The sequence below is a fragment of the Hahella sp. CCB-MM4 genome (assembly GCF_002260525.1).
GTDB lineage: Bacteria > Pseudomonadota > Gammaproteobacteria > Pseudomonadales > Oleiphilaceae > Hahella.
In genome coordinates, this window is the sequence record NZ_MRYI01000010.1 from 1 (window position 1) to 20,021 (window position 20,021).

At 49.2% G+C, this 20,021-nt stretch carries 13 protein-coding genes; 6 read left to right on the forward strand and 7 right to left on the reverse strand.

Annotation, left to right across the window (positions count from 1 at the left end; translation table 11 throughout):
- Positions 1-352: 352 nt before the first annotated feature.
- Positions 353-571, reverse strand: a complete 219-nt coding sequence (locus BTA51_RS16795; protein ID WP_094709312.1) for a DUF6500 family protein — start codon at positions 569-571, stop codon at positions 353-355.
- A gap of 17 nt (positions 572-588) precedes the next feature.
- Positions 589-1,563: an amino acid ABC transporter substrate-binding protein gene (locus tag BTA51_RS16800; RefSeq protein ID WP_141215622.1), complete on the reverse strand. Its 975-nt coding sequence runs from the start codon at positions 1,561-1,563 to the stop codon at positions 589-591.
- Positions 1,564-1,907: 344 nt separating this feature from the next.
- Between BTA51_RS16800 and sbcB the strand changes: the two genes are divergently transcribed.
- Positions 1,908-3,356, forward strand: coding sequence for an exodeoxyribonuclease I (gene sbcB / locus BTA51_RS16805; protein ID WP_094709316.1), 1,449 nt, complete (start codon positions 1,908-1,910; stop codon positions 3,354-3,356).
- A gap of 49 nt (positions 3,357-3,405) precedes the next feature.
- Here the strand turns inward: sbcB and BTA51_RS16810 are convergent, their stop codons facing one another.
- Both BTA51_RS16810 and BTA51_RS16815 read right to left on the reverse strand, forming a co-directional pair.
- Positions 3,406-6,315 carry an insulinase family protein gene (locus BTA51_RS16810; RefSeq protein WP_094709318.1) on the reverse strand — a complete coding sequence of 970 codons (2,910 nt, stop codon included), beginning with the start codon at positions 6,313-6,315 and terminating at the stop codon, positions 3,406-3,408.
- Between the two features lie 204 nt (positions 6,316-6,519).
- Positions 6,520-6,816 (reverse strand): hypothetical protein, encoded by a 297-nt coding sequence (locus BTA51_RS16815; protein WP_094709320.1) that lies wholly within the window; start codon positions 6,814-6,816, stop codon positions 6,520-6,522.
- Positions 6,817-7,423: 607 nt separating this feature from the next.
- On the opposite strand from BTA51_RS16815, the gene BTA51_RS16820 reads away from it, so the two are divergent.
- Positions 7,424-9,406 (forward strand): SDR family oxidoreductase, encoded by a 1,983-nt coding sequence (locus BTA51_RS16820; protein ID WP_094709322.1) that lies wholly within the window; start codon positions 7,424-7,426, stop codon positions 9,404-9,406.
- A gap of 478 nt (positions 9,407-9,884) precedes the next feature.
- The gene (locus tag BTA51_RS16825; protein WP_094709323.1) at positions 9,885-10,487 is read left to right on the forward strand and encodes a peroxiredoxin; all 603 of its coding nucleotides are present in this window, start codon (positions 9,885-9,887) and stop codon (positions 10,485-10,487) included.
- 91 nt (positions 10,488-10,578) lie between these two features.
- Here BTA51_RS16825 and rnt read toward each other — a convergent pair whose 3' ends face one another.
- Together rnt and pyrC are read right to left on the reverse strand one after the other, a co-directional pair.
- Complete coding sequence (gene rnt / locus BTA51_RS16830; protein ID WP_094709325.1) at positions 10,579-11,232, reverse strand: ribonuclease T; 654 nt, start codon at positions 11,230-11,232, stop codon at positions 10,579-10,581.
- A gap of 109 nt (positions 11,233-11,341) precedes the next feature.
- On the reverse strand, positions 11,342-12,382 hold the full coding sequence (pyrC, locus tag BTA51_RS16835; protein ID WP_094709327.1) for a dihydroorotase: 1,041 nt from the start codon (positions 12,380-12,382) through the stop codon (positions 11,342-11,344).
- Between the two features lie 271 nt (positions 12,383-12,653).
- On the opposite strand from pyrC, the gene BTA51_RS16840 reads away from it, so the two are divergent.
- Positions 12,654-13,583, forward strand: a complete 930-nt coding sequence (locus BTA51_RS16840; protein ID WP_094709329.1) for an OmpA family protein — start codon at positions 12,654-12,656, stop codon at positions 13,581-13,583.
- A gap of 131 nt (positions 13,584-13,714) precedes the next feature.
- Entirely contained in the window at positions 13,715-14,929 is a 1,215-nt protein-coding gene (locus tag BTA51_RS16845; RefSeq protein ID WP_094709643.1) for an argininosuccinate synthase, read from the forward strand.
- 72 nt (positions 14,930-15,001) lie between these two features.
- Here the strand turns inward: BTA51_RS16845 and BTA51_RS16850 are convergent, their stop codons facing one another.
- Positions 15,002-17,839 (reverse strand): hypothetical protein, encoded by a 2,838-nt coding sequence (locus BTA51_RS16850; RefSeq protein ID WP_094709331.1) that lies wholly within the window; start codon positions 17,837-17,839, stop codon positions 15,002-15,004.
- 494 nt (positions 17,840-18,333) lie between these two features.
- On the opposite strand from BTA51_RS16850, the gene BTA51_RS16855 reads away from it, so the two are divergent.
- On the forward strand, positions 18,334-19,857 hold the full coding sequence (locus BTA51_RS16855; RefSeq protein WP_094709333.1) for a fumarate hydratase: 1,524 nt from the start codon (positions 18,334-18,336) through the stop codon (positions 19,855-19,857).
- Positions 19,858-20,021 lie beyond the last annotated feature (164 nt).

A 20,021-nucleotide genomic window follows, 5' to 3' on the forward strand; every position in this document is an offset into this window, starting at 1 on the left:
CGAAGAAATGGACGATGCCGATCAGGAATTGGAAGTCAGCGCTGAACCGATTTATGATCGAGTTCGAAGATCGCTTAACGGAGCATCTTTAATAACCAGGCAGATACACAGAATTATTTACAGGGTCATTTTCAGAGGCGAAGCGCAAGCTCTTTGAAGCAAATGATAAGCCTCTTCTGGGCAGTAATTAAACCAATGAGGTTCTACTTGCAGAATTCTTACAAGGTTACCCTCTATTAATTCATTTCCAAATTTATCTCTGTGCATAAAATGCTTCGGTTAGTTGTCTCTTTAGCGGGAATAGTTTATGACCGGACTCTTATAATCAGGAACATTCCGACATTCTAAACAGCTAAGCACCAGACTCCACCATAGATTTAATCTTCACGGCCTTTTCAAAATGATCCAGCTTATGGGTTTTAATCCACCAGGTGGCTGCTTCCATAAGAAGGTCAGGATCATCATTCTTGTTCGCGAAAAACGCATAAAATGACAAGCCAACATCAGCTCCTTTCGAGGCTACTTTCTTGTCACACACATCGATGATTTTCTTTCGGAGATTTGCTCGCATTTTATAATCTTTGTAACCTAGTACTTGCTGTTAATTGAATCGTCATTGGTTATAAACCCGTCATCAGTGCTAGCTCCCTTCAGCTCCTCAAGCCACCAACTGGTATCGATCGCTGGCGTATCTTCGGGAAGAGTGGGGTTATCAAGTATAAAGACTCTGCGTTGGGAGAGTTTGACCCGATTTTGAAAAGACTCATGGTACTGTCGAAAAAGAGCCCTGAATGAGCCGTCTTCCAATGCCTTTGTGAGCCCTTCTTGGATACGCTCTGCCAAGCGGTGATTGTTATGCTGCACAAAGAAATAGACGGGGTAAGGGTAGTAGAGGGCGATTGTGTCTTCGACGGCCAGATTGGGGAATTCAGTGCTTCTCTCTTCCAGTTCTTTCCACGCTTCATTCAGCCCGCGAGGGAAATAGTCAAAGCGACGGTAGGCGAGCATGGAAAAGAGGCTGTCGTATAGGGCGACTCCGGTTACGTTCAGTTTGTTGGACTGGAGAATGGCCATATCCGCCCACTGTGAGCCAAAGCCTCCGACGAAGTCTTTGCGCAGGTCATCCAGAGATTGAATTTTTGCGAATTTTGGTTGCAGGTCGCGGTGAATCAGTAGAACCCTATATCCCAATATTCCGCGCAGTATGGGAATTCTCACTGCCTGCATAGTCGACTCCCGTTCTTTCGAGGTGGGGAGGAAGGCGATATCCACCCCTCTTTCAGCTTTAAGCAGGGCAATGCCCCGTGCTTGTGATATCTCGTCAGTCGACGGTCGGAGAATAAAAGGGCCAAACTGGCTTACCGTTTTTGTAAGGGCAAGTTCCAGCAATGCAATTCGGTACAGGTAACGGGAGTCGTTCTGAAAATATCGAATGATGGTGGGATGGGAGTTAGTGGCCAATTCCTCAGCGTTGGCTTCCTGAGTAAAACCATAAGTGCTTGCACCAAGGAGCACAGCCAGAACGAATGCGAGCCTCAAAATACGGGCAGAAAGGATTAACACTATAAGTTTGATCAGGCTCGTGTACATATGCAGGCGATAAACAGCATTCGGGGACCAGGCAGTAAAGCGGGGAAGCTAGGCTTGCCTGCATTGACTATAACATTTGCCAATACTAGTTCATATGGAGCGGGTAACGCCTCCATTATCTTTGAAGTATAGTCATCTTCAACACTTTCTCATCTAATAATGGTCATTGTTGCGCAATTCTGGTCCGACTTATTCGGGATACAGGTGCGCAGATTTGTAGAATAGGCGCTCATCCTAACCTGCCGCTCTTATCTTGTTTCGGTCTGTGTTAGCATCCGCTGTTTAAATTTCAAAACCCAAGTGAATGGACGGTTGTTTTGGCTGAAACCTTTTATTGGCACGACTATGAAACATGGGGGGCTGACCCCATGCGCGATCGGCCTGCCCAGTTCGCGGGCGTGCGGACCGATCTGGATCTCAATATTATCGAAGAACCCCTGGTGATCTACTGCAGGCCTGCGGATGATGTACTTCCACATCCGGAAGCCTGCCTTATTACGGGGATTACGCCTCAAAAGGCAATGTCAGAAGGTTTGCCCGAAGCAGAGTTCATTTATCAGATCCATGAACAGATGTCTCGCCCGGGAACCTGCGTTGCCGGTTACAACAGCATTCGATTTGATGATGAAGTTACCCGCCAGACGCTGTACCGGAATTTCTACGATCCATATGCCCGGGAGTGGCAGAACGGCAATTCCCGTTGGGATGTGATCGACATGGTGCGCCTCACTTATGCGTTACGTCCGGAAGGTATTCACTGGCCGATGAACTCTGAGGGAGTGGCCAGTTTCCGTCTTGAGGAGCTGACTGTTGCCAATGGCATTGTGCATGAAGCTGCTCACGATGCGATGTCAGATGTCTACGCCACTATCGCCGTTGCCAAATTGATCAAGGAAAAGCAGCCTCGGCTGTTTGACTATGTGTTTAGTAACCGGGGTAAAAAAGCGCTTGGGGCCATGGTGGATATCGACAACATGAAGCCGTTGTTTCATGTGTCTTCAAAGTTTCCCGCCAGATTGGGATGCTGTGCCATGGTAGTGCCGCTGGCCAAGCATCCTACCAACCCTAACGGTGTCATCGTCTATGATTTGAGAGAGGATCCCCGCTCCTGGATGGATCTTTCTGTAGAAGAGATTCGGGCACGTATTTTTGTGTCCAATGATGATCTTGAGCCGGGTTCTACTCGCATTCCATTGAAAGTGGTTCATCTCAATAAATGTCCGATTCTGGTGGAAAGCAAAATTCTGAAATCTGCTGACCCCGAGCGTTTGCGCGAGTTCCAGCTGGATGGCAATCAGCTTCGACAGCATCTTGAATGGATACGGAGTGCCAGTGGAATCGGGGCCAAGGTAGCGCAAGTCTTTGGTGAGCAGCTGGGAGCTGACTCCAGTGACCCGGATCTTATGTTATACAGTGGAGGATTCTTCAGCCCCTCCGACCGGGAAAAAATGGACTTTATTCGACAGCAGAGTCCAGAGGTTCTTGCCGAACTCGATATACCTCTCCAGGATAAGCGTATTCCTGAAATGCTGTTCCGCTATCGGGCCCGTAACTTTCCTGACACTTTGATGGAAGAGGAGATGGAGCGCTGGGAGCGATATCGCTATCAGCGGCTGACACAGCCGGGAGCTGCTTCATTGACCTTTGATGAATATTTCGGACGCTTGCAAAAATTGGCATCTGAGCCGGGAAGGACAGACAGGGATATGGCCATTTTGCAGGACCTGCATTTGTATGGTGAGTCCATTTACCCTGTCGAATTTTAGGGCCTGTTAACAGGCCCTAAGTGATCCAAAGTAAGAACCGGACGGAGGCTTAATCGCCTCCGGGAAACAAACCGTTGGCGTTAATCCACTGTTGTCTGTCTTCAATAGTTTGCAGTTTTTCTCTGGACACCAGTGGAGCGACGGTCAGCTCGTCATTGTCGACGGGCAAGGTGGTCAGGAGCATCGCTTGTCTTTGATCCACGAAGTGCTGCTGATAGTAGGCTTGCAGCTTATCTTTGGTCATTGCCTGAACCTGCGCGGCGATCTGTTCCCTGGTATCAAACTGGAAGTTCTTCACATCGATTTCTGTCCAGTAGCGGTCTGATCGTTGCTCCAGAGTTTTATCGGATTCGGACAATCGCGTGATCAACGCTTCCTTATGCTTTTCAAACTCCGCATCCGGCAGCTCTTTGAGAATATTGGTGAAGTTGCCAATAAACCCGCTGGTGGCTTGATGAATCTGATCCGCGCTGTGAGAAGGTGATTGCACAATGAACGCCAGGGCCGGTACATCCAGCAGCGTATAAGGGGTGGCGAACACCACATACCCCATCTGAGCCTGGGTACGAATCTCGTTGTAATACAGTGGTCCGATAATCTGTGACAACAGGCCGAAGGCTGCACGGTCATAGTAGGACTTGGAAGGCCCCTGCAGATAGTAGAGATACGCGGTGTCTTGGTGCTGGGTGGGGATCGCCTCGAACCAGTCCGCACGTTGCAGGTCTACCACCTGGCTCTTTTCCACTTCAACAATATTGGCATCTTTTAGAAGTTTATTTCGGATAACTTCCGAGGCCTGCTTTGCCTGTTCCCGGGAAATATTACCGTGGGTCAGGGTAACCAGATTGAAAGCATCCCAGAACTTTGGAATGAACGCGCTCAGTTGCTCCTGGTCAATACTATCCAGGGCTGACAGTTGTTCTTCCTCTGTCCAATAGGGCTGTAGCAGTTTGCTTCTGGCTTCGCTGGCCAGTCTTTCAAACGGCTTGTCTTTGGCGGCATTGCGCAGTTCACGTTGCAGGTCGCGCTTGTACTGGGAAAAGCGTTCTGGTCGTATTTCCAGATTCTGCAGAGTGGCCAGAATACGCTCAACCAGAACAGGTTGTTTTTCGCTGAACCCGTCTATTCTCAGGGTGATGCCGCGTAAGTGCCTATAGAGTTTGAAATCCAGCCCTGCCAGATAAGCGGGATAACTGAATTCTGACAGAGCATCCTTGGCCAGAGAGACGTAAAGCTCCGTGAGTACCAGATCCCTGGCACTGGCGTTGGCCATAGGAGAGCGCACGCTTAGGTAGAAGCTGGATTTCGGGGAACCGAAGGAAATGTCCTTGGAGTACCAGGCGTTATAACCGTCATAGGACACCAGCAGTTCCGGCCTTTCCATACTTGGCCCGGTTTGCAGTTCCAGGTTGGTGGGAATGAAATCATTCTCCGCCGGCATATGGTAGTCGGCTTCAGGGTTATTGGCGCTGATATATTGAATCGTGTCTTCGGAAAGCGGCTTGATAGAGTAAGGCACTTCGTACCAGGGCTCGACGCTGTCCGTTTCGACATTTGGTGCCACGAGAATGGCAAGCATGTTGTCTGCGGTCAGATGGTCTGAAAAGTTTTTGATCACATTGGGATCAAAATCATCCATGGAGTAGGGGGCTTTCAAAACCTCGTGGGCATCAAAGTCCTGCAAACGGCTGGCCAGACTGCTGACATAATGAATCGGGGCCGCTTTGTCCTGGAACCGGAAGCTGATATCCAGCATTTTGGCCTGTTCTTCAAAACGCCACTGGTCGATTCCTTCCTGCTTCATCTTGTTTATGTAGGTCAGGGTGTCGCGGATGATATCAAGATATTGTTGGCGACCTTTTTCGGTCAGGCTGATCGACACGCTTAAAACCGAGCCGTCATCTTCACTTGTGAACAAACCGGCCGACAGTCCTTCTGCCAATTGTTGCGATTTCAGCCAGGATAAAAGACTGCCTTCACCTTCATGGCCGATCAGGTTAGTGAGATAGTAGACCGGCTTGGCATGGTAGTAAGGTTCTGTCGGTGGCATTGAGAACAATAGCGACAGAGAACGCTTTTCTTTCACCGGCTTTATGGATACCAGCTTGGGACCTTCCTCATTGGAGAATACTGGCGGACGCGGGCTCTCTTCATTGACCGGACGTTTTTCAACCGCGCTGAACTTGCTGCGGATAAGCGTTTCCAGGGCATCCAGGTTCTCTTTGCCGTAGACCACAAGCTTCATATGGTCTGCGGAATAATGTTCCTTATAGAACTTGAGCAAGTCATCACGTACCGCGTTACCTTCCCGGTCTGCAAGCGTGTCCAGATTACCCACGGCGAATTTTGCCATGGGATGGTCCTGGTTAACGGCCTGTTTAACCACGGCAAAGAACCGGCGTCCGTCGTCCATGAGTTTGGAGGTGTATTCGGAATGGACCGCGTTCTTTTCCCGCTCAACGTATTCTTCTGAGAATAGGGGGGCGACAAATTGTTGGCTGAAACGATCAAGAGCAGGTTCCAGATAATCGGAATCCACATCGAAGAAATAGTTAGTGTGTTCGAACGCGGTAAAGGCGTTGTGATTGCCGCCGTTGCGGTTGATGAATGCCTGGTATTCGTCAGGTTGCGGATATTTTTCAGTGCCGAGGAACAGCATATGTTCAAGGAAGTGGGCCAAACCTTCCCGCCCTTTGGGATCTGCGCCACTGCCTACATCGACATCAAGGGCCGCCGCTGCTTTGTCGGTCGTCGGGTCGGAAATCAACAGTGCCTGCAGGCCGTTGTCCAGCGTGACCGCGCGATATTCTCTGGCATCGCCCGGACTTTTAATGATTGTGTCTGAGGTTGAGGTATCCATCACTTCCATCATAGTTGTGAGGCTGCTACATGCGGTGAGCATCAGGAGAGACGCCATGGTGCCCAGAAGAAATCCGATATACTTAGGTGCAATTCGCATGGTTATTTTATAGCCTTTTTTCAGTATAGGGTGTTTGCCGGTGTCGGCTAGTATTTGTTTGTGGTAACCAGGCGTTCAGACATTTAAGCGTTGATTTTGTTCGAATAACCTCAAAGATTTCTGCTAAAACCGGAAGCAATTCTCGAAATCTCTTTTGGCGAACTTTCTATATCAGCCTGAACATCTGTATTCACCTGCCTGCTACTAATGATGTTTACCCGAAGCTTCAGGATGATCCATGCTTTTTAGTGCTGCTTGGGCAATATGCTTGGCCTGCTCGAGTGAGCTGCCGGAAGAGAGGTTATCAATAGCAACCAATGCCTGTTCGGCAATATACCGCGACTGCTCGATGGTGGAAAATTCGGTTCTGAAAGCCAGGTCGATGGCGTCGTAAACACTCTGGATGTTCTTTTGCGTATCTTCCGTGCCGGTGGATACATCATTCAATGCTCTTAGACAGGCTTTGGCGATTTTGATATAGCGTTCGTCTTTGTTGGTCATGTTACAGGCCCTGTTATGTGGCAATCGCTCGCGGAAAATCTACTTCGGCGACAAATCTCGGCGCAGTATAGCATAGCCGTTTCCTATCAAGGGCTGTCTTAACACGGCGTAACCTAACTTGAGTGGCCAAGGGTTAGAGTAATTGCTCACATTTTGGCATAAATGCACTTTGTTACATGAAATGAGTGGAATGTTACATAAAAACTGTGGAAACCCTCAGGCTCTGGGCTTGAGCCAGGTCACAATTGAGCCATTGCTCTAATAAATATCATGAGTTTTTGTATACGGGTCAGTACACTTAGAGTCGATTTTGGGGGTGCGAACGGGATACGGTTCCGGAGCCGGTTAAAGCAGTCTGTTTAATTGATCCGGATACACGTTTGATTTCCGCGCCATTTTTAAAATCTTTGCCATAATTACAAACAGGGTCAGCAGACCCGAATAAAAATAATAGCCCGTTCAAAGTCCTGACCGGTATCTCTGAAAGTGAGTCTCAGCACTCAGGTGACAATCGGCAAGACGTTACTGTTCAGCCAACCAGTCAGGTCAGCCGGGTTCTTGGCAAATCCCAAACAAGTACATAGACATTAACCAGGATGGGGTTGATATGAACTACTTCGTAACAGGTGGCACCGGTTTTATCGGGCGATTTTTGATTCCTAAACTCTTGGCTCGCGGCGGCACCGTATACATGCTGGTCCGTGAGTCTTCATTGGAAAAGCTGGATATTATGAGAGTTGCATGGAATGCAAGCCCCGAGCAGGTGGTGGGCGTTGTCGGCGACCTGGGGGAAAAACTGCTGGGAGTCAGCGAGAAAGACCAGGAAATGCTGAAAGGTAAGGTGGATCACTTTTTCCATCTGGCTGCGATATACGATATGAAAGCTTCTGCAGGCGAACAGGAAGTTGCCAATGTGGAAGGGACCAGGAGCGCGGTTCAACTGGCTGAGGCGATTCAGGCGAAGTGCTTTCAGCACGTCAGCTCGATTGCCGCAGCGGGCCTGTACCGTGGAATCTTCCGGGAAGACATGTTTGAAGAAGCGGAGAAACTGGACAATCCCTATCTGCGCACCAAGCATGAATCGGAAAAAGTTGTCCGCAAAGAATGCCAGGTTCCCTGGCGAGTGTACCGTCCTGGAATGGTGGTAGGCCACTCCAAGACAGGTGAAATGGACAAGATTGACGGTCCTTACTATTTCTTCAAACTGATTCAAAAATTACGCAACACACTACCTCAATGGGTGCCGACGATTGGTATCGAAGGTGGCCGGATCAATATCGTTCCGGTGGATTTTGTGGTCGATGCCATGGATCACATTGCTCATGCCGAGGGAGAGGATGGCAAATGTTTCCATCTGACCGACCCTGATCCGCAGAAAGTCGGCGAAGTCCTGAATACCTTTGCTGAAGCTGGGCATGCTCCACGTATGGCCATGCGGATCGATTCCCGTATGTTCGGGTTCATTCCGCCCATGATTCGCCAGGGGGTGGCCAAGTTGCCTCCAATTCAGCGGATGAAGCATGCGGTGATGAATGATCTTGGCATTCCCGACGAGGTCATGAGCTTCATTAATTACCCAACCAAGTTCGACAGTCGTGAGACTGAGCGTCTGCTGAAAGACACTGGTATAGAAGTGCCTCGTTTGCAGGACTATGCTCCGGCCATCTGGGATTACTGGGAACGTCATCTGGATCCTGATCTGTACAAGGATCGCACACTGAAAGGGGCTGTCGAAGGTCGCGTGTGTGTAGTTACCGGAGCGACATCAGGTATTGGCCTGGCCACGGCGCAGTCTCTGGCGGAAGCCGGTGCGAAGGTTTGTATTGCCGCACGCACACAGGAGAAGCTGGATGAAGTTCGCAAAGAGCTGGAGCAGCTGGGTGGTGAGATTTATGCCTATCAGGTTGACGTTTCCAATATGGAAGACTGCGACCGTTTCGTGGCGGAAGTGTTGAAAGACCATGGCCATGTTGATGTTCTGGTAAATAATGCGGGACGGAGTATCCGCCGGTCCATTCATCTGGCGTTTGATCGCTTCCATGACTTTGAGCGCACCATGCAGTTGAACTACTTCGGCTCATTGCGTTTGATCATGGGCTTCGCGCCGGGAATGCTGGAGCGTCGTCGTGGACATGTGGTCAATATTTCGTCCATCGGAGTGTTGACCAATGCGCCAAGGTTCTCCGCATATGTGGCTTCAAAGGCGGCGTTAGATGCGTTTTCCCGTTGCGCAGCAGCAGAGTTCTCTGATCGAAATGTGACCTTTACCACGATCAACATGCCGCTGGTAAGAACACCGATGATCAGCCCGACCAAGATCTATGATTCAGTACCGACTCTGACTCCGGAGGAGGCCGCTGATCTCGTGGCCGAGGCGATCATCAACCGGCCCAAGCGCATTGCCACTCGACTGGGTATCTTTGCCCAGGTGTTGCATGCTCTGGCGCCTAAGTTCGGTGAAATCGTCATGAATACGGGCTTCCGTATGTTCCCGGATTCTTCGGCCGCTGCCGGCGATAAGGATGAAAAGCCCAAAGTGTCTACTGAGCAGGTAGCTTTTGCTGCGCTAATGCGGGGTATTCACTGGTAATTTGTCGTTAATTGACAAAGAAAGCCTCGTGGATTCCACGGGGCTTTTTTTTATGTCATTTATATGGCTTAGGTTGAATATTAGTCCATGAAAGAATGGTGGCAGGCAGTTCAAGGGGATGTATGTGTGATCAAATAACGGTCACTATGAGCGATAGTGGAGCGCTATTTTTCTCATTAAGAATTTAAATAAGAATATCGTAGTCAATAGGTTTTTCAGAGGCTATGATAGCGGAACTTTTTCATTGTCTGCCTCGTTCTGAATAGAACCAATCTGCTGGCAGGCATGCTCTTTTCGATGTTTTGTCAGGTTAATTCACCTTATCAACAATAATCCTGGTTTGATATTACCCGGCTCTGATGGCTTTGGCCGCAGGGCGTTCTGGTAATAGGTTTGTTGTTGGCTGAAACCGGCAAAGCGGAGATTTTTACACGATAACCTGATACTCACGATAATCTGATATTAAGGAGAAATTGTAATGGGTGTTTTAGTTGGAAAACCTGCTCCAGACTTTGACGTACCTGCAGTTTTGGCTGACGGCCAAATCGTAGACAACTACAAGCTGTCTGAGAACATCAAAGGTAAATACGCCATCGTATTTTTCTACCCTCTGGACTTCACTTTCGTATGTCCTTCCGAGCTGATTGCTCTGGACAAGCGTATTCCTCAATTCAAAGAGCGTGGTGTAGAGGTTATCGGTGTATCCATCGACTCTCACTTCACTCACAACGCATGGCGTAACACTTCTGTAGATAAAGGTGGTATCGGTGCTGTGAACTATGTTCTGGCGGCTGATATGAACCACGACATCTGCAAAGCTTACGATGTTGAGTCTGAAGGCGGTGTTGCTTTCCGTGGTGCGTTCCTGATCGACAACAACGGTGTTGTTCGTTCACAAATCGTTAACGATCTGCCTTTGGGTCGCAACATTGACGAACTGGTTCGTCTGGTTGACGCTCTGCAGTTCCACGAAGAGCACGGCGAAGTATGTCCTGCAGGCTGGAAGAAAGGCGACAAAGGTATGGACGCTTCTCCTGAAGGTGTTGCTGCATACCTGTCACAAAACGCTGAAGCTCTGTAATAGGCTTCGACCAGCGTTAAAAAAGGCCGCAAATTGCGGCCTTTTTTGTATTTGAAATTTCAATGCAGTGCGGTTGGTTCCACGACAGAGCTTAGGCATTTTCCTCGTTGTCTGTCGTCCAGCCTCCCATCTCTTTCCAGCTATTGACGATTCCGCAAAACAGTTCGGCGGTTTTTACCGTGTCATATTCAGCGGAATGAGCCTCTTTGTTATCAAAGGATATGCCTGCCAGCTGACATGCCCGGGAGAGCACAGTATGCCCATAGGCAAGAGCGGCCAGAGTGGCGGTATCAAAAGTGGAAAACGGATGGAAAGGATTGCGTTTGATGTCCGCGCGTTCCGCCGCTGCAAACATAAAGGAATGGTCAAACGTGGCATTGTGGCCGACCAGTATGGCGCGATTGCAACCATGGGACTTTATGGATTTGCGAATAGGGCGGAACATCTCAGTGAGTGCATCTTTCTCGGACTTTGCATCACGTAGGGGATTGAATGGATCTATCCCGGTGAATTCCAATGCTGCAGCTTCAATATTGGCTCCCTCAAAGGGCTCAATGTTGAAACTGATGGGGTCTTCGGGATACAGGAATCCCTGTTCGTCCATATTGATGATAACCGCAGAAATTTCCAGCAGAGCATCCGTTTTGGCATTAAAGCCGGCAGTCTCAACGTCCACCACAACGGGTAAGAAACCTCTGAATCGCAAGGCTAAAGGGGATTTGGGTTGGTTTTGTGTTTCTGACACTTGATTTCCGGTAATCGTCGTAAGAAGAAATTGTGTACCTTGAGCGTGGGCCATTGTAAGGGCCTAGCGCCCAAGGTGCCAGGGTCTGTATAGTCAGTCTCTGTCAGGTCTATAGAAGCTCGGCTTTCCAGTGGATGGATTCGCCGGCTCCAAAGGGGATAATTTTGCTGTCAGCCAGCGGCATGTAGGCTGGTATCTCCCAATTCGTGCGATGCAGGCGAATTTTACCGGAATTGATTGGTAATCCGTAAAAGGTCGGACCATGGTGGCTGGCAAACCCTTCCAGTTTATCCAACGCACCGAGCTCTTCGAAGGCTTTGGCATAAAGTTCAATCGCTGCTGGTGCTGTAAAGCAGCCAGCACATCCACAGGCGGCTTCTTTTTTCTCTTGAGGATGGGGAGCGGAGTCGGTGCCCAGGAAAAATTTCTGACTTCCCGATACGACAGCATCCTGCAGCGCCTGCTGATGACTGGCCCGTTTGAGTATTGGCAGGCAATAAAAGTGAGGGCGAATGCCGCCGACCAGCATATGGTTGCGGTTATACAGCAGGTGGTGTGCGGTGATGGTTGCCCCGACATGGTCTCCGGCATTTTTAACAAACTCGACGGCGTCTCCAGTCGTTATGTGTTCAAGGACAATCCTTAAATTTGGGAAGCGTTGGGTAAGCGGTAAAAGTACTTCGTCCAGAAAGCGTTTCTCCCGGTCGAATATGTCGACTTCGTTATGTACGACTTCGCCGTGAATCAGTAGCGGCATTCCCACTTCCGACATTTTCTCCAGAGTCGGATAGACCGCAGTAATATCAGTAACACCCGCATCTGAATTGGTTGTTGCTCCAGCCGGATAAAGTTTGCAGCCATGAATCAGGCCGCTGTCACTGGCTGATTGAATGTCCTGCGGAGAAGTCTTGTTGGTCAGATACAGAGTCATCAGCGGGTCGAAGTTATTTCCATCGGGTACATGCTGAATGATACGCTCCCGATAGGATGCGGCCTGCTCTGTCGTGGTGACCGGTGGCACCAGATTGGGCATGATAATGGCCCGACGAAATATTCTGGCAGTTGCTGGAACAGTGGTCGCCAGGGATTGTCCGTCCCGAAGATGGAGATGCCAGTCGTCTGGCTGAGTAATGTCTATATAGTCGGTCATGAAAGGCCTATCCGGAAGTGAAACTGTCTGGGCATTCAATAAGGGGCACGAGTATACCAGATTGTGAGCTGCTTCGATCAGGTTCGTGTTATTGGAGGGCGATTGGTTGGGAATATCACCGAATGGACTCTCCATGTTTACGTAATGCATAGAAAAATTAATATAAGTAGACAGAAAAATAATAAAGAAATTACTCCGTCGGCCGATAACCTTTCAGGTGCAGTGGAAAGCGTTTGTTATCAGCATGTTAAGCAGAGTCCGGTTTTACAGGATGCCTTCCAGAAAAATTTATTTGCCAGCTCTGGTATTCAGTCTGGCGATGTATGCTGCTGGGTGGGCTCAGGCAACAATGACCTTTTCGGCGGGCATTGAGCAGAGTCAGTGGTATTTATCCTCGTCGATTTTTGAATGCTCATTGACCCATAATATTCCTCGCTATGGTCGAGCCGTCTTTTTTCACGAAGCGGGAGAGCCCTTGAAGTTCTATCTCTCTACCGCTCGTAATCCTATGCGCAAGGGGCAGGCTGCCCTGGTGCTCGAGGCTCCGGGTTGGCGTCCTGGATCTATGGTGACTGATCTTGGCTATGTGGCCGTAGCGGAGCAAACCCAACCGATCACTATAGGGCAATCCAAGGCCTCACAGATGATGGACAGCCTGCTACAGGGAATGATGCCGACTTTTACCAGAAAGGCGCGTTTTGGCAACGAAACGGTCAGGGTAGAGGTGTCATCAATCAATTTCAGTCAATTCTATGAAGATTATCTGACCTGTGTGGCCGCGCTGTTGCCGGTGAACTTCCGTCAGGTTGAGCGGACAGCGGTTTTCTTCAGGGTGGATGAAGCCACTTTGTCAGAAGCGGACAGCCAGGCGCTGGATCAGGTTATTCTCTACGTTAAAGCCGACCCGTCTGTGACGGCCGTATTTGTGGACGGACACACGGACGTCACTGGTCGCAGAATATATAACCGCAGATTATCGAAAGACCGCGCAGAAGCTGTAACCAGCTATCTAATCGCTAATGGTTTATCACCGGATATGATTACCACGCGCTATCATGGCGAGCGTTACCCGGTCGTTGATAACCGTAAACCGGAGAGTCTTGCCCGCAATCGTCGTACTACTGTTCGTCTTGAGCGCGGCACCAAGCCTCCGAAGGTGGATGACTCGGTGTTGGACATCACTGAAGAGGGTAGCTTTTAGATCTGGGTATGGGTGTTGCCATCATTTGATTGCTGAAGATGAAAGGGGATTGCTTAATCAGGCTTCGCCCCTAGTCGAATAACAGGTAAGGCGCTAAAATGGGCGCCTTTTCTTTTTGTGGGAGCTATCAAATGTCAGAGGTTAAAAAGGTTGTGCTTGCCTACTCGGGTGGGTTGGACACATCTGTAATCGCAAAATGGCTGCAGGAAACCTATCAGTGTGAGGTGGTGACCTTTACTGCCGATATCGGTCAGGGCGAAGAAGTTGAGCCCGCCCGCGCCAAGGCTGAAGCACTGGGTATCAAGCAGATTTATATTGATGACCTGCGCGAAGAATTTGCTCGTGACTTTGTATTCCCCATGTTCCGTGCCAACACCATCTATGAAGGTGAATACCTTCTGGGCACTTCCATTGCTCGTCCTCTGATTGCCAAGCGCCTGATTGAAATTGCCAATGAAACCGGGGCGGATGCGATATCACACGGTGCGACCGGTAAGGGTAATGATCAGGTACGTTTTGAGTTGGGTGCCTACGCGTTGAAACCCGGTATCAAGGTGATTGCTCCATGGCGCGAGTGGGATCTGACGTCCCGTGAAAAGCTGATGGCCTACTGCGATACTCACGGTATCCACGTTGAGAAGAAAAAAGGCAAGTCACCATATTCGATGGATGCCAACCTGCTACACATTTCCTATGAAGGTGATCTGCTTGAAGATCCATGGGCTGAGCCGGAAGAAGATATGTGGCGCTGGACAGTTTCGCCTGAAGCTGCACCAGATAAGGCAACCTATATTGAGTTGACCTATCGCAAAGGCGATATCGTGGCCATCGACGGCCAGGATATGGCGCCTCACACAGTTATTGAAGCCCTGAACAAAATTGCGGGAGAGAACGGTATCGGGCGCTTGGATATCGTTGAGAACCGCTATGTGGGTATGAAATCCCGCGGCTGCTATGAAACTCCTGCCGGCACCATCATGATGCGTGCTCACCGCGCCATTGAATCCATTACACTGGACAAAGAACTGGCCCACCTGAAAGATAGCCTGATGCCTAAATACGCAGAGCTGATCTACAACGGTTACTGGTGGTCACCGGAGCGTCTGGCACTGCAGAAGCTGATTGATGAATCCCAGGAGCACGTAAACGGCGTGATTCGTGTGAAGTTGTATAAAGGCAATGTCACTGTGGTTGGCCGTAAATCAGACGAAAGCCTGTTCGATGATCGTATCGCCACCTTTGAAGATGACGGCGGTGTTTACAATCAACGTGATGCAGAAGGCTTTATCAAGCTGAATGCATTGAGACTGCGTATTGCGGCGGACAAAGGCCGGAATATGAAATGATTGCTGCTTGAATAGCAGAAAAAAGAAAGCCCGCAACTGCGGGCTTTTTTGTGGTTTCCTGCCAGAGACTGTTTATGGGTTTCCGGGAGGTGTATCAGTTTTAACAAAAGTTCCGTTATTAAACTGTATGAGTGTGCCGTTTGAGCCGAAGAAGCTGATAATGTTCTGCGCCATGTCTGCAAAGACTGCGTTCTCAGTGGCGTTGGTTGGCTGAATGACTGTAGTGTGAGTGCCAGCGGTAAAACGTACCACAATGTCATCCGTTACTGCTCCATCTGCATTGACTGCAGTAGGCGCAATTCCTTTTATGAGAGGTTCGGTGCCAGCTAGTGGGGCCGGGTTGGCATCACCTAACGGAGCTGTGTAATCAGTGTCATACAACTCATCTGCTGCTGGAGGGATTGTGCTGTCCTGAGTCGATCGATTAGAACCATCTCCATAAATTTCATTCAGATAAACATTATTGGTACCGGCAAGCATTGATGCAAAATTAAGTGGGTCTGCGGAGTCCAGGCTTCCTTGAGCAATTGACAGGAACGTTTCCAGTCCGGAGCTGCCTTGAGTCAGACCTTTGCTTGCTAATCCGGTTAAAATTGAGGTGCCAATTGATTGTGAATTTTCTAGGAGTCTAGGAATGCCGCCTCCAGTGGTAACTAGTGCGGTCCCTTTCAGTGTGTTGAGATTGGCATTGCCAGCTACAGAGTAGTTATTCACTGCGGCGAACACTGTTCCGACAATACCGCCCAAAGAGTGTCCAACGAAATAGACGCTTCCAGTATCCAGTGAAGGACCGGTAGAACCTTGCAGGGCTGTGCTTACATTGGATAAAGATGCGTTAAGATTCAATAGGTCCAAAACTGCTTGGCGAATATTATCCCGGCTGATATGTAGGTCTGTAAGGTTGATGAAATTCTCACCTGAAGCACCGCTTGCGCTTGTTGCTGTAGTTGAATATTTCATTCTGGCGGGGGTTGTTCCTGAGGGATTAGCCCAGCCAAAATGCCTTTCAGTCAGATCTGCAAAAGTAGGGTTGGCCTTGAAAAGCGGATCTTCAAAATTGTTCGAAGAATCTACATCGACACTTAAGCCAAGAGAGGGATCAATAATGCCTGTCTTAGTTAATGGTGCGATGCCATGTAATGGTAGGTCAATGGCCACAGTAACAAAGCCCTGTCCGGCGAGTTGATTCCCCAGTAGTAAACTATGAGTGCGATTGCCAAAAATACCGTGCTGATAAATTACGACAGGGCAGTTTGCGCTGCACACACCGCTGTCAGGGGTTTGGACAAAGATTGGTACAGTTACATCGGCTTGCTTGGCCGGGAAAGGGTATCTGTAAGTGATTTTATCTGACGGAGGCGTAGTGCCTGCAGGATTGCCTTTGGCGGTGTCAATGGCGTTACCAATTGTTTCGGAGGCTTTCCAAGCAACAGATAGGTTGCTGGAGCTGGTGTCAGTTGGTACCGACAGATAGTATGGAAGCTTTATTTGCCCCAAAAACAAGTTGCTCGTATTTGGAAGTGAGTCGCTCACAGCTGAGCTAGGGATGTTTGTGTAAAAGGCAACATCTTGAGCTGACGGTGTTGGGAAATCTGCACCTAAACCAGTTAAGGCTGTTGCTGTGGCGGTTGCTTCCTGAAGATTTGTAAGACCATCTCCACAGGTTAACGGAGTTCCGCTAATGCTGGTTATGTCCTCATTGGCAATCTGATTGCCAATTTCTGCGGCTGTCGCCTGTAATTTGTAAATTGCTGTAGATTGTGAGGAGCTTATTTGGGAAAACTTTGTAATGGAGTTGTCGTAATCTACGCTCGTTGGATCCAAGAATGAAACATAGGAAGATGAAGCTGAATTTGTAACCGTGGACAGAAGGGCGACATTTAGACACTTATCGTCATTATCAAAATCACTGGTGCCTACAATGTCACTAATATTTGCTGCATCCAGAGAAAGTGCATCTGTGTTTAGCTTTGTGATAGCCGCTTTTCTGGCGGTGCTCTCTACTGACGAAGTAAAGAATAACTCTGGATCGGCAATTGACGATAGTACAGCGGTCGTTCCAGCTGTTGTGAAAGTATAAGCGATTGCAACATCATTAGAGGTCAAAGATTCAGTTCGTGTCGAGTTGGTAAAAGCGTTAAACCAGCCCTGAGCCAGTGTTAACCAGCCTTTTACGGCTGTTCTAACGGCTGCTAGCGATGGAGAGGCTAGTTCGCCTGTTCCTTTGAGTTCATTGAAAGACACTGAGTCTGATACGGGGTCACCATCTGAGTCCTTAACTTCTTCAGTAACTACCACTAGGTATTTGGAAGCTGGGTCCAGGGGTTCTAAAGGAGATATACGAAGAACGTTGTTTGTACCGCCGTCAACGCTGATGACTTCAGTGCGAGTGTTGGTCAGTTTTGTAACGGTTGCAGTGTCGCCGGATTGGTAAGCAACGCCGAGAGCAAAGGTGGGTACTTCTCCATCGACTTGTAAAAGTCCATCGCCACTTGGATATGTCAGTTTAAGAAGAAAAACATTTTGGTTGGGGTTGGGGGATGGGCCCGAAACAAAGGTATCCCCCTTCACTGAACTCGTGTCCAGACTTCCGGTAAATTTGATATCAATAGGTGCAACAGTTGATGCACCGTCCATGTAATCAATCGCACTTAAGCTGGCACTCGCCCCGAAGGTTCCGTCCCCAGCTGTCTCAGTGGCAAACAGAATATCGTTTGGCAAAGGGAATTGGCTTAAAATCGGGTTAAATATCGCTTGTGTTGCGTTGGCGATCTCATTGATCTGGTCAACTAATGGACCTTCAATATCATTTCGTGCACCCGCGTTAGCATTGCCGCCTTCATTATTGCCGCAGCCTGCGAGCGTGACGGCAGAAGCGACCGCTAAACTTAAAAAGGTTTTCTTGAGCATAAGATAGGACCTTCTTCCTTTTATTATTGCTTTCTAGTTATGAATTCCGGACTAGGCGGATATTATTGTTGTTACCCGTTTCTCGCCAAATCTTCTTCAAGCATAGGCGAAAAAAACAAAGCTCGAAAGGTGAATCGCGCCATGTTTAGGTTGATTTTCCCCCAGGCACACCGATGCCTGCTTTTATAAGAGCCTTCAGTAGTTTAGACCAAAAACTGAAAGTTGATATACCTAATTATCTATTCCGGTTATGTCGGCACTTTAGGTTGTGAGCTGAAAAAAAGGAAGAGGGGGTGACGGCTGAAAATCGTAACATCGATATCAAAGCTGATTACGAGTCGGGAAATAGGCTACAATACCCGCCCTGGATATCAATCCCGCTGTGAGGCTTGTGACTAAGGATGCATTGAAGTGGCTGCCCGGATCATCGCCAGATACAGGGCCATGATCACGCCGCATGTCCGGTCCAGGCGAGAACTAAAGAGAGAGTGTGCATGACCACCGTAATTCGGCAAGAAGACCTCATTGAAAGCGTATTTGATGCGCTCCAGTTTATTTCCTACTACCACCCCGTGGATTTTATCAAGGCTGTGCACGCAGCTTATGAACGGGAAGAATCTCCGGCAGCCAAAGACGCGCTGGCCCAAATACTGATTAACTCGCGGATGTGCGCCCAGGGGCATCGTCCAATTTGTCAGGACACCGGTATCGTTTCTGTGTTTCTTGATATTGGTATGAATGTGAAGTTCGAAGGCGATATGAGTGTTGAGGATATGGTGAATGAAGGCGTGCGCCGTGCCTATCTCCATCCGGATAACGTTTTGCGGGCTTCAGTTCTGGCTGATCCAGACGGTGCGCGTAAGAACACTAAAGACAATACTCCGGCCATTATCCACATGAAACTGGTTCCTGGTGACACGGTCAATGTCCATGTAGCGGCAAAAGGTGGTGGCTCCGAAGCGAAATCCAAATTTGCCATGCTGAACCCTTCTGATTCCGTGGTTGATTGGGTGCTTGAGCAGGTGCCCAAGATGGGAGCGGGCTGGTGTCCTCCGGGTATGCTTGGTATCGGCATCGGTGGTACCGCAGAAAAAGCCATGCAAATTGCTAAAGAGGCCTTGCTTGAGCCGATTGATATTCAGGATCTGCAGAAGCGTGGCGCCCAGAACCGGGCTGAGGAAATTCGGCTGGAGTTGTATGAGAAGGTCAACAAGCTGGGAATTGGTGCCCAGGGTCTGGGTGGTTTGACGACGGTTCTGGATGTAAAAGTGGCGGATTTTCCGACACACGCAGCGAATAAGCCTGTGGCGATTATTCCTAACTGTGCAGCTACGCGCCATGCGCATTTTGAGTTGGACGGTTCCGGCCCTTCCTTGCAGACACCGCCGAATCTGGATGATTGGCCTGAAATCACCTGGGAAGTGGGTGCGGATGTTAAGCGGGTCAATCTGGATACGGTTACCCGGGAAGACATTAAAACCTGGAAGCCCGGCGATACCGTGCTATTGTCAGGTAAGATGCTGACCGGGCGTGACGCCGCTCACAAGAAAATGGTCGACATGCTGGCCAAGGGCGAATCATTGCCAGTAGACCTGACAGGGCGCTTCATTTATTACGTTGGTCCGGTTGATCCGGTGGGAGACGAAGTGGTAGGGCCTGCGGGTCCGACAACGGCCACCCGGATGGATAAGTTTACCCGTACGATGCTTGAGGAAACGGGGCTGATCGGTATGATCGGTAAAGCTGAGCGTGGCCCTACTGCGATTGAAGCTATCCGTGATAATCAAGCCGTGTACCTGATGGCAGTGGGTGGATCTGCTTACCTGGTCTCCAAGGCTATCAAATCTTCTCAAGTGGTAGCCTTTCCAGAGTTGGGTATGGAGGCTATATACGAATTTGAGGTTAAGGATATGCCGGTCACTGTAGCGGTTGACGTGAATGGTGAGTCTGTTCATCAGACCGGTCCTGCCGAATGGCGAAAGAGAATTGAGGAACAGGCAATCAATATCATGGGCTAGATTGAGAGCGGGCAGTACTCAAAAGGATTGAAGGCTTGAAGCGGACTCAGGCTGGGTCACTGAATATCAGTGGCTCAGCCTTTTTTGTAGGTGCCTGCAATTGATCTGGAGTTGAATGCCAGCCCATTGGTGGCGGAGTAGTTGGAGTAAAAATAAAAGGAAGC

Excerpts from the sequence above, each read along its gene's own strand:
- BTA51_RS16825 (WP_094709323.1), top strand. The coding sequence starts at position 9,885 with ATGGGTGTTTTAGTTGGAAAACCTGCTCCAGACTTTGACGTACCTGCA.
- BTA51_RS16840 (WP_094709329.1), top strand. The coding sequence starts at position 12,654 with ATGCCTTCCAGAAAAATTTATTTGCCAGCTCTGGTATTCAGTCTGGCG.
- BTA51_RS16845 (WP_094709643.1), top strand. The coding sequence starts at position 13,715 with ATGTCAGAGGTTAAAAAGGTTGTGCTTGCCTACTCGGGTGGGTTGGAC.
- BTA51_RS16810 (WP_094709318.1), bottom strand. The coding sequence starts at position 6,315 with ATGCGAATTGCACCTAAGTATATCGGATTTCTTCTGGGCACCATGGCG.
- pyrC (WP_094709327.1), bottom strand. The coding sequence starts at position 12,382 with ATGACCGACTATATAGACATTACTCAGCCAGACGACTGGCATCTCCAT.
- BTA51_RS16855 (WP_094709333.1), top strand. The coding sequence starts at position 18,334 with ATGACCACCGTAATTCGGCAAGAAGACCTCATTGAAAGCGTATTTGAT.
- BTA51_RS16820 (WP_094709322.1), top strand. The coding sequence starts at position 7,424 with ATGAACTACTTCGTAACAGGTGGCACCGGTTTTATCGGGCGATTTTTG.
- BTA51_RS16850 (WP_094709331.1), bottom strand. The coding sequence starts at position 17,839 with ATGCTCAAGAAAACCTTTTTAAGTTTAGCGGTCGCTTCTGCCGTCACG.
- BTA51_RS16815 (WP_094709320.1), bottom strand. The coding sequence starts at position 6,816 with ATGACCAACAAAGACGAACGCTATATCAAAATCGCCAAAGCCTGTCTA.
- BTA51_RS16795 (WP_094709312.1), bottom strand. The coding sequence starts at position 571 with ATGCGAGCAAATCTCCGAAAGAAAATCATCGATGTGTGTGACAAGAAA.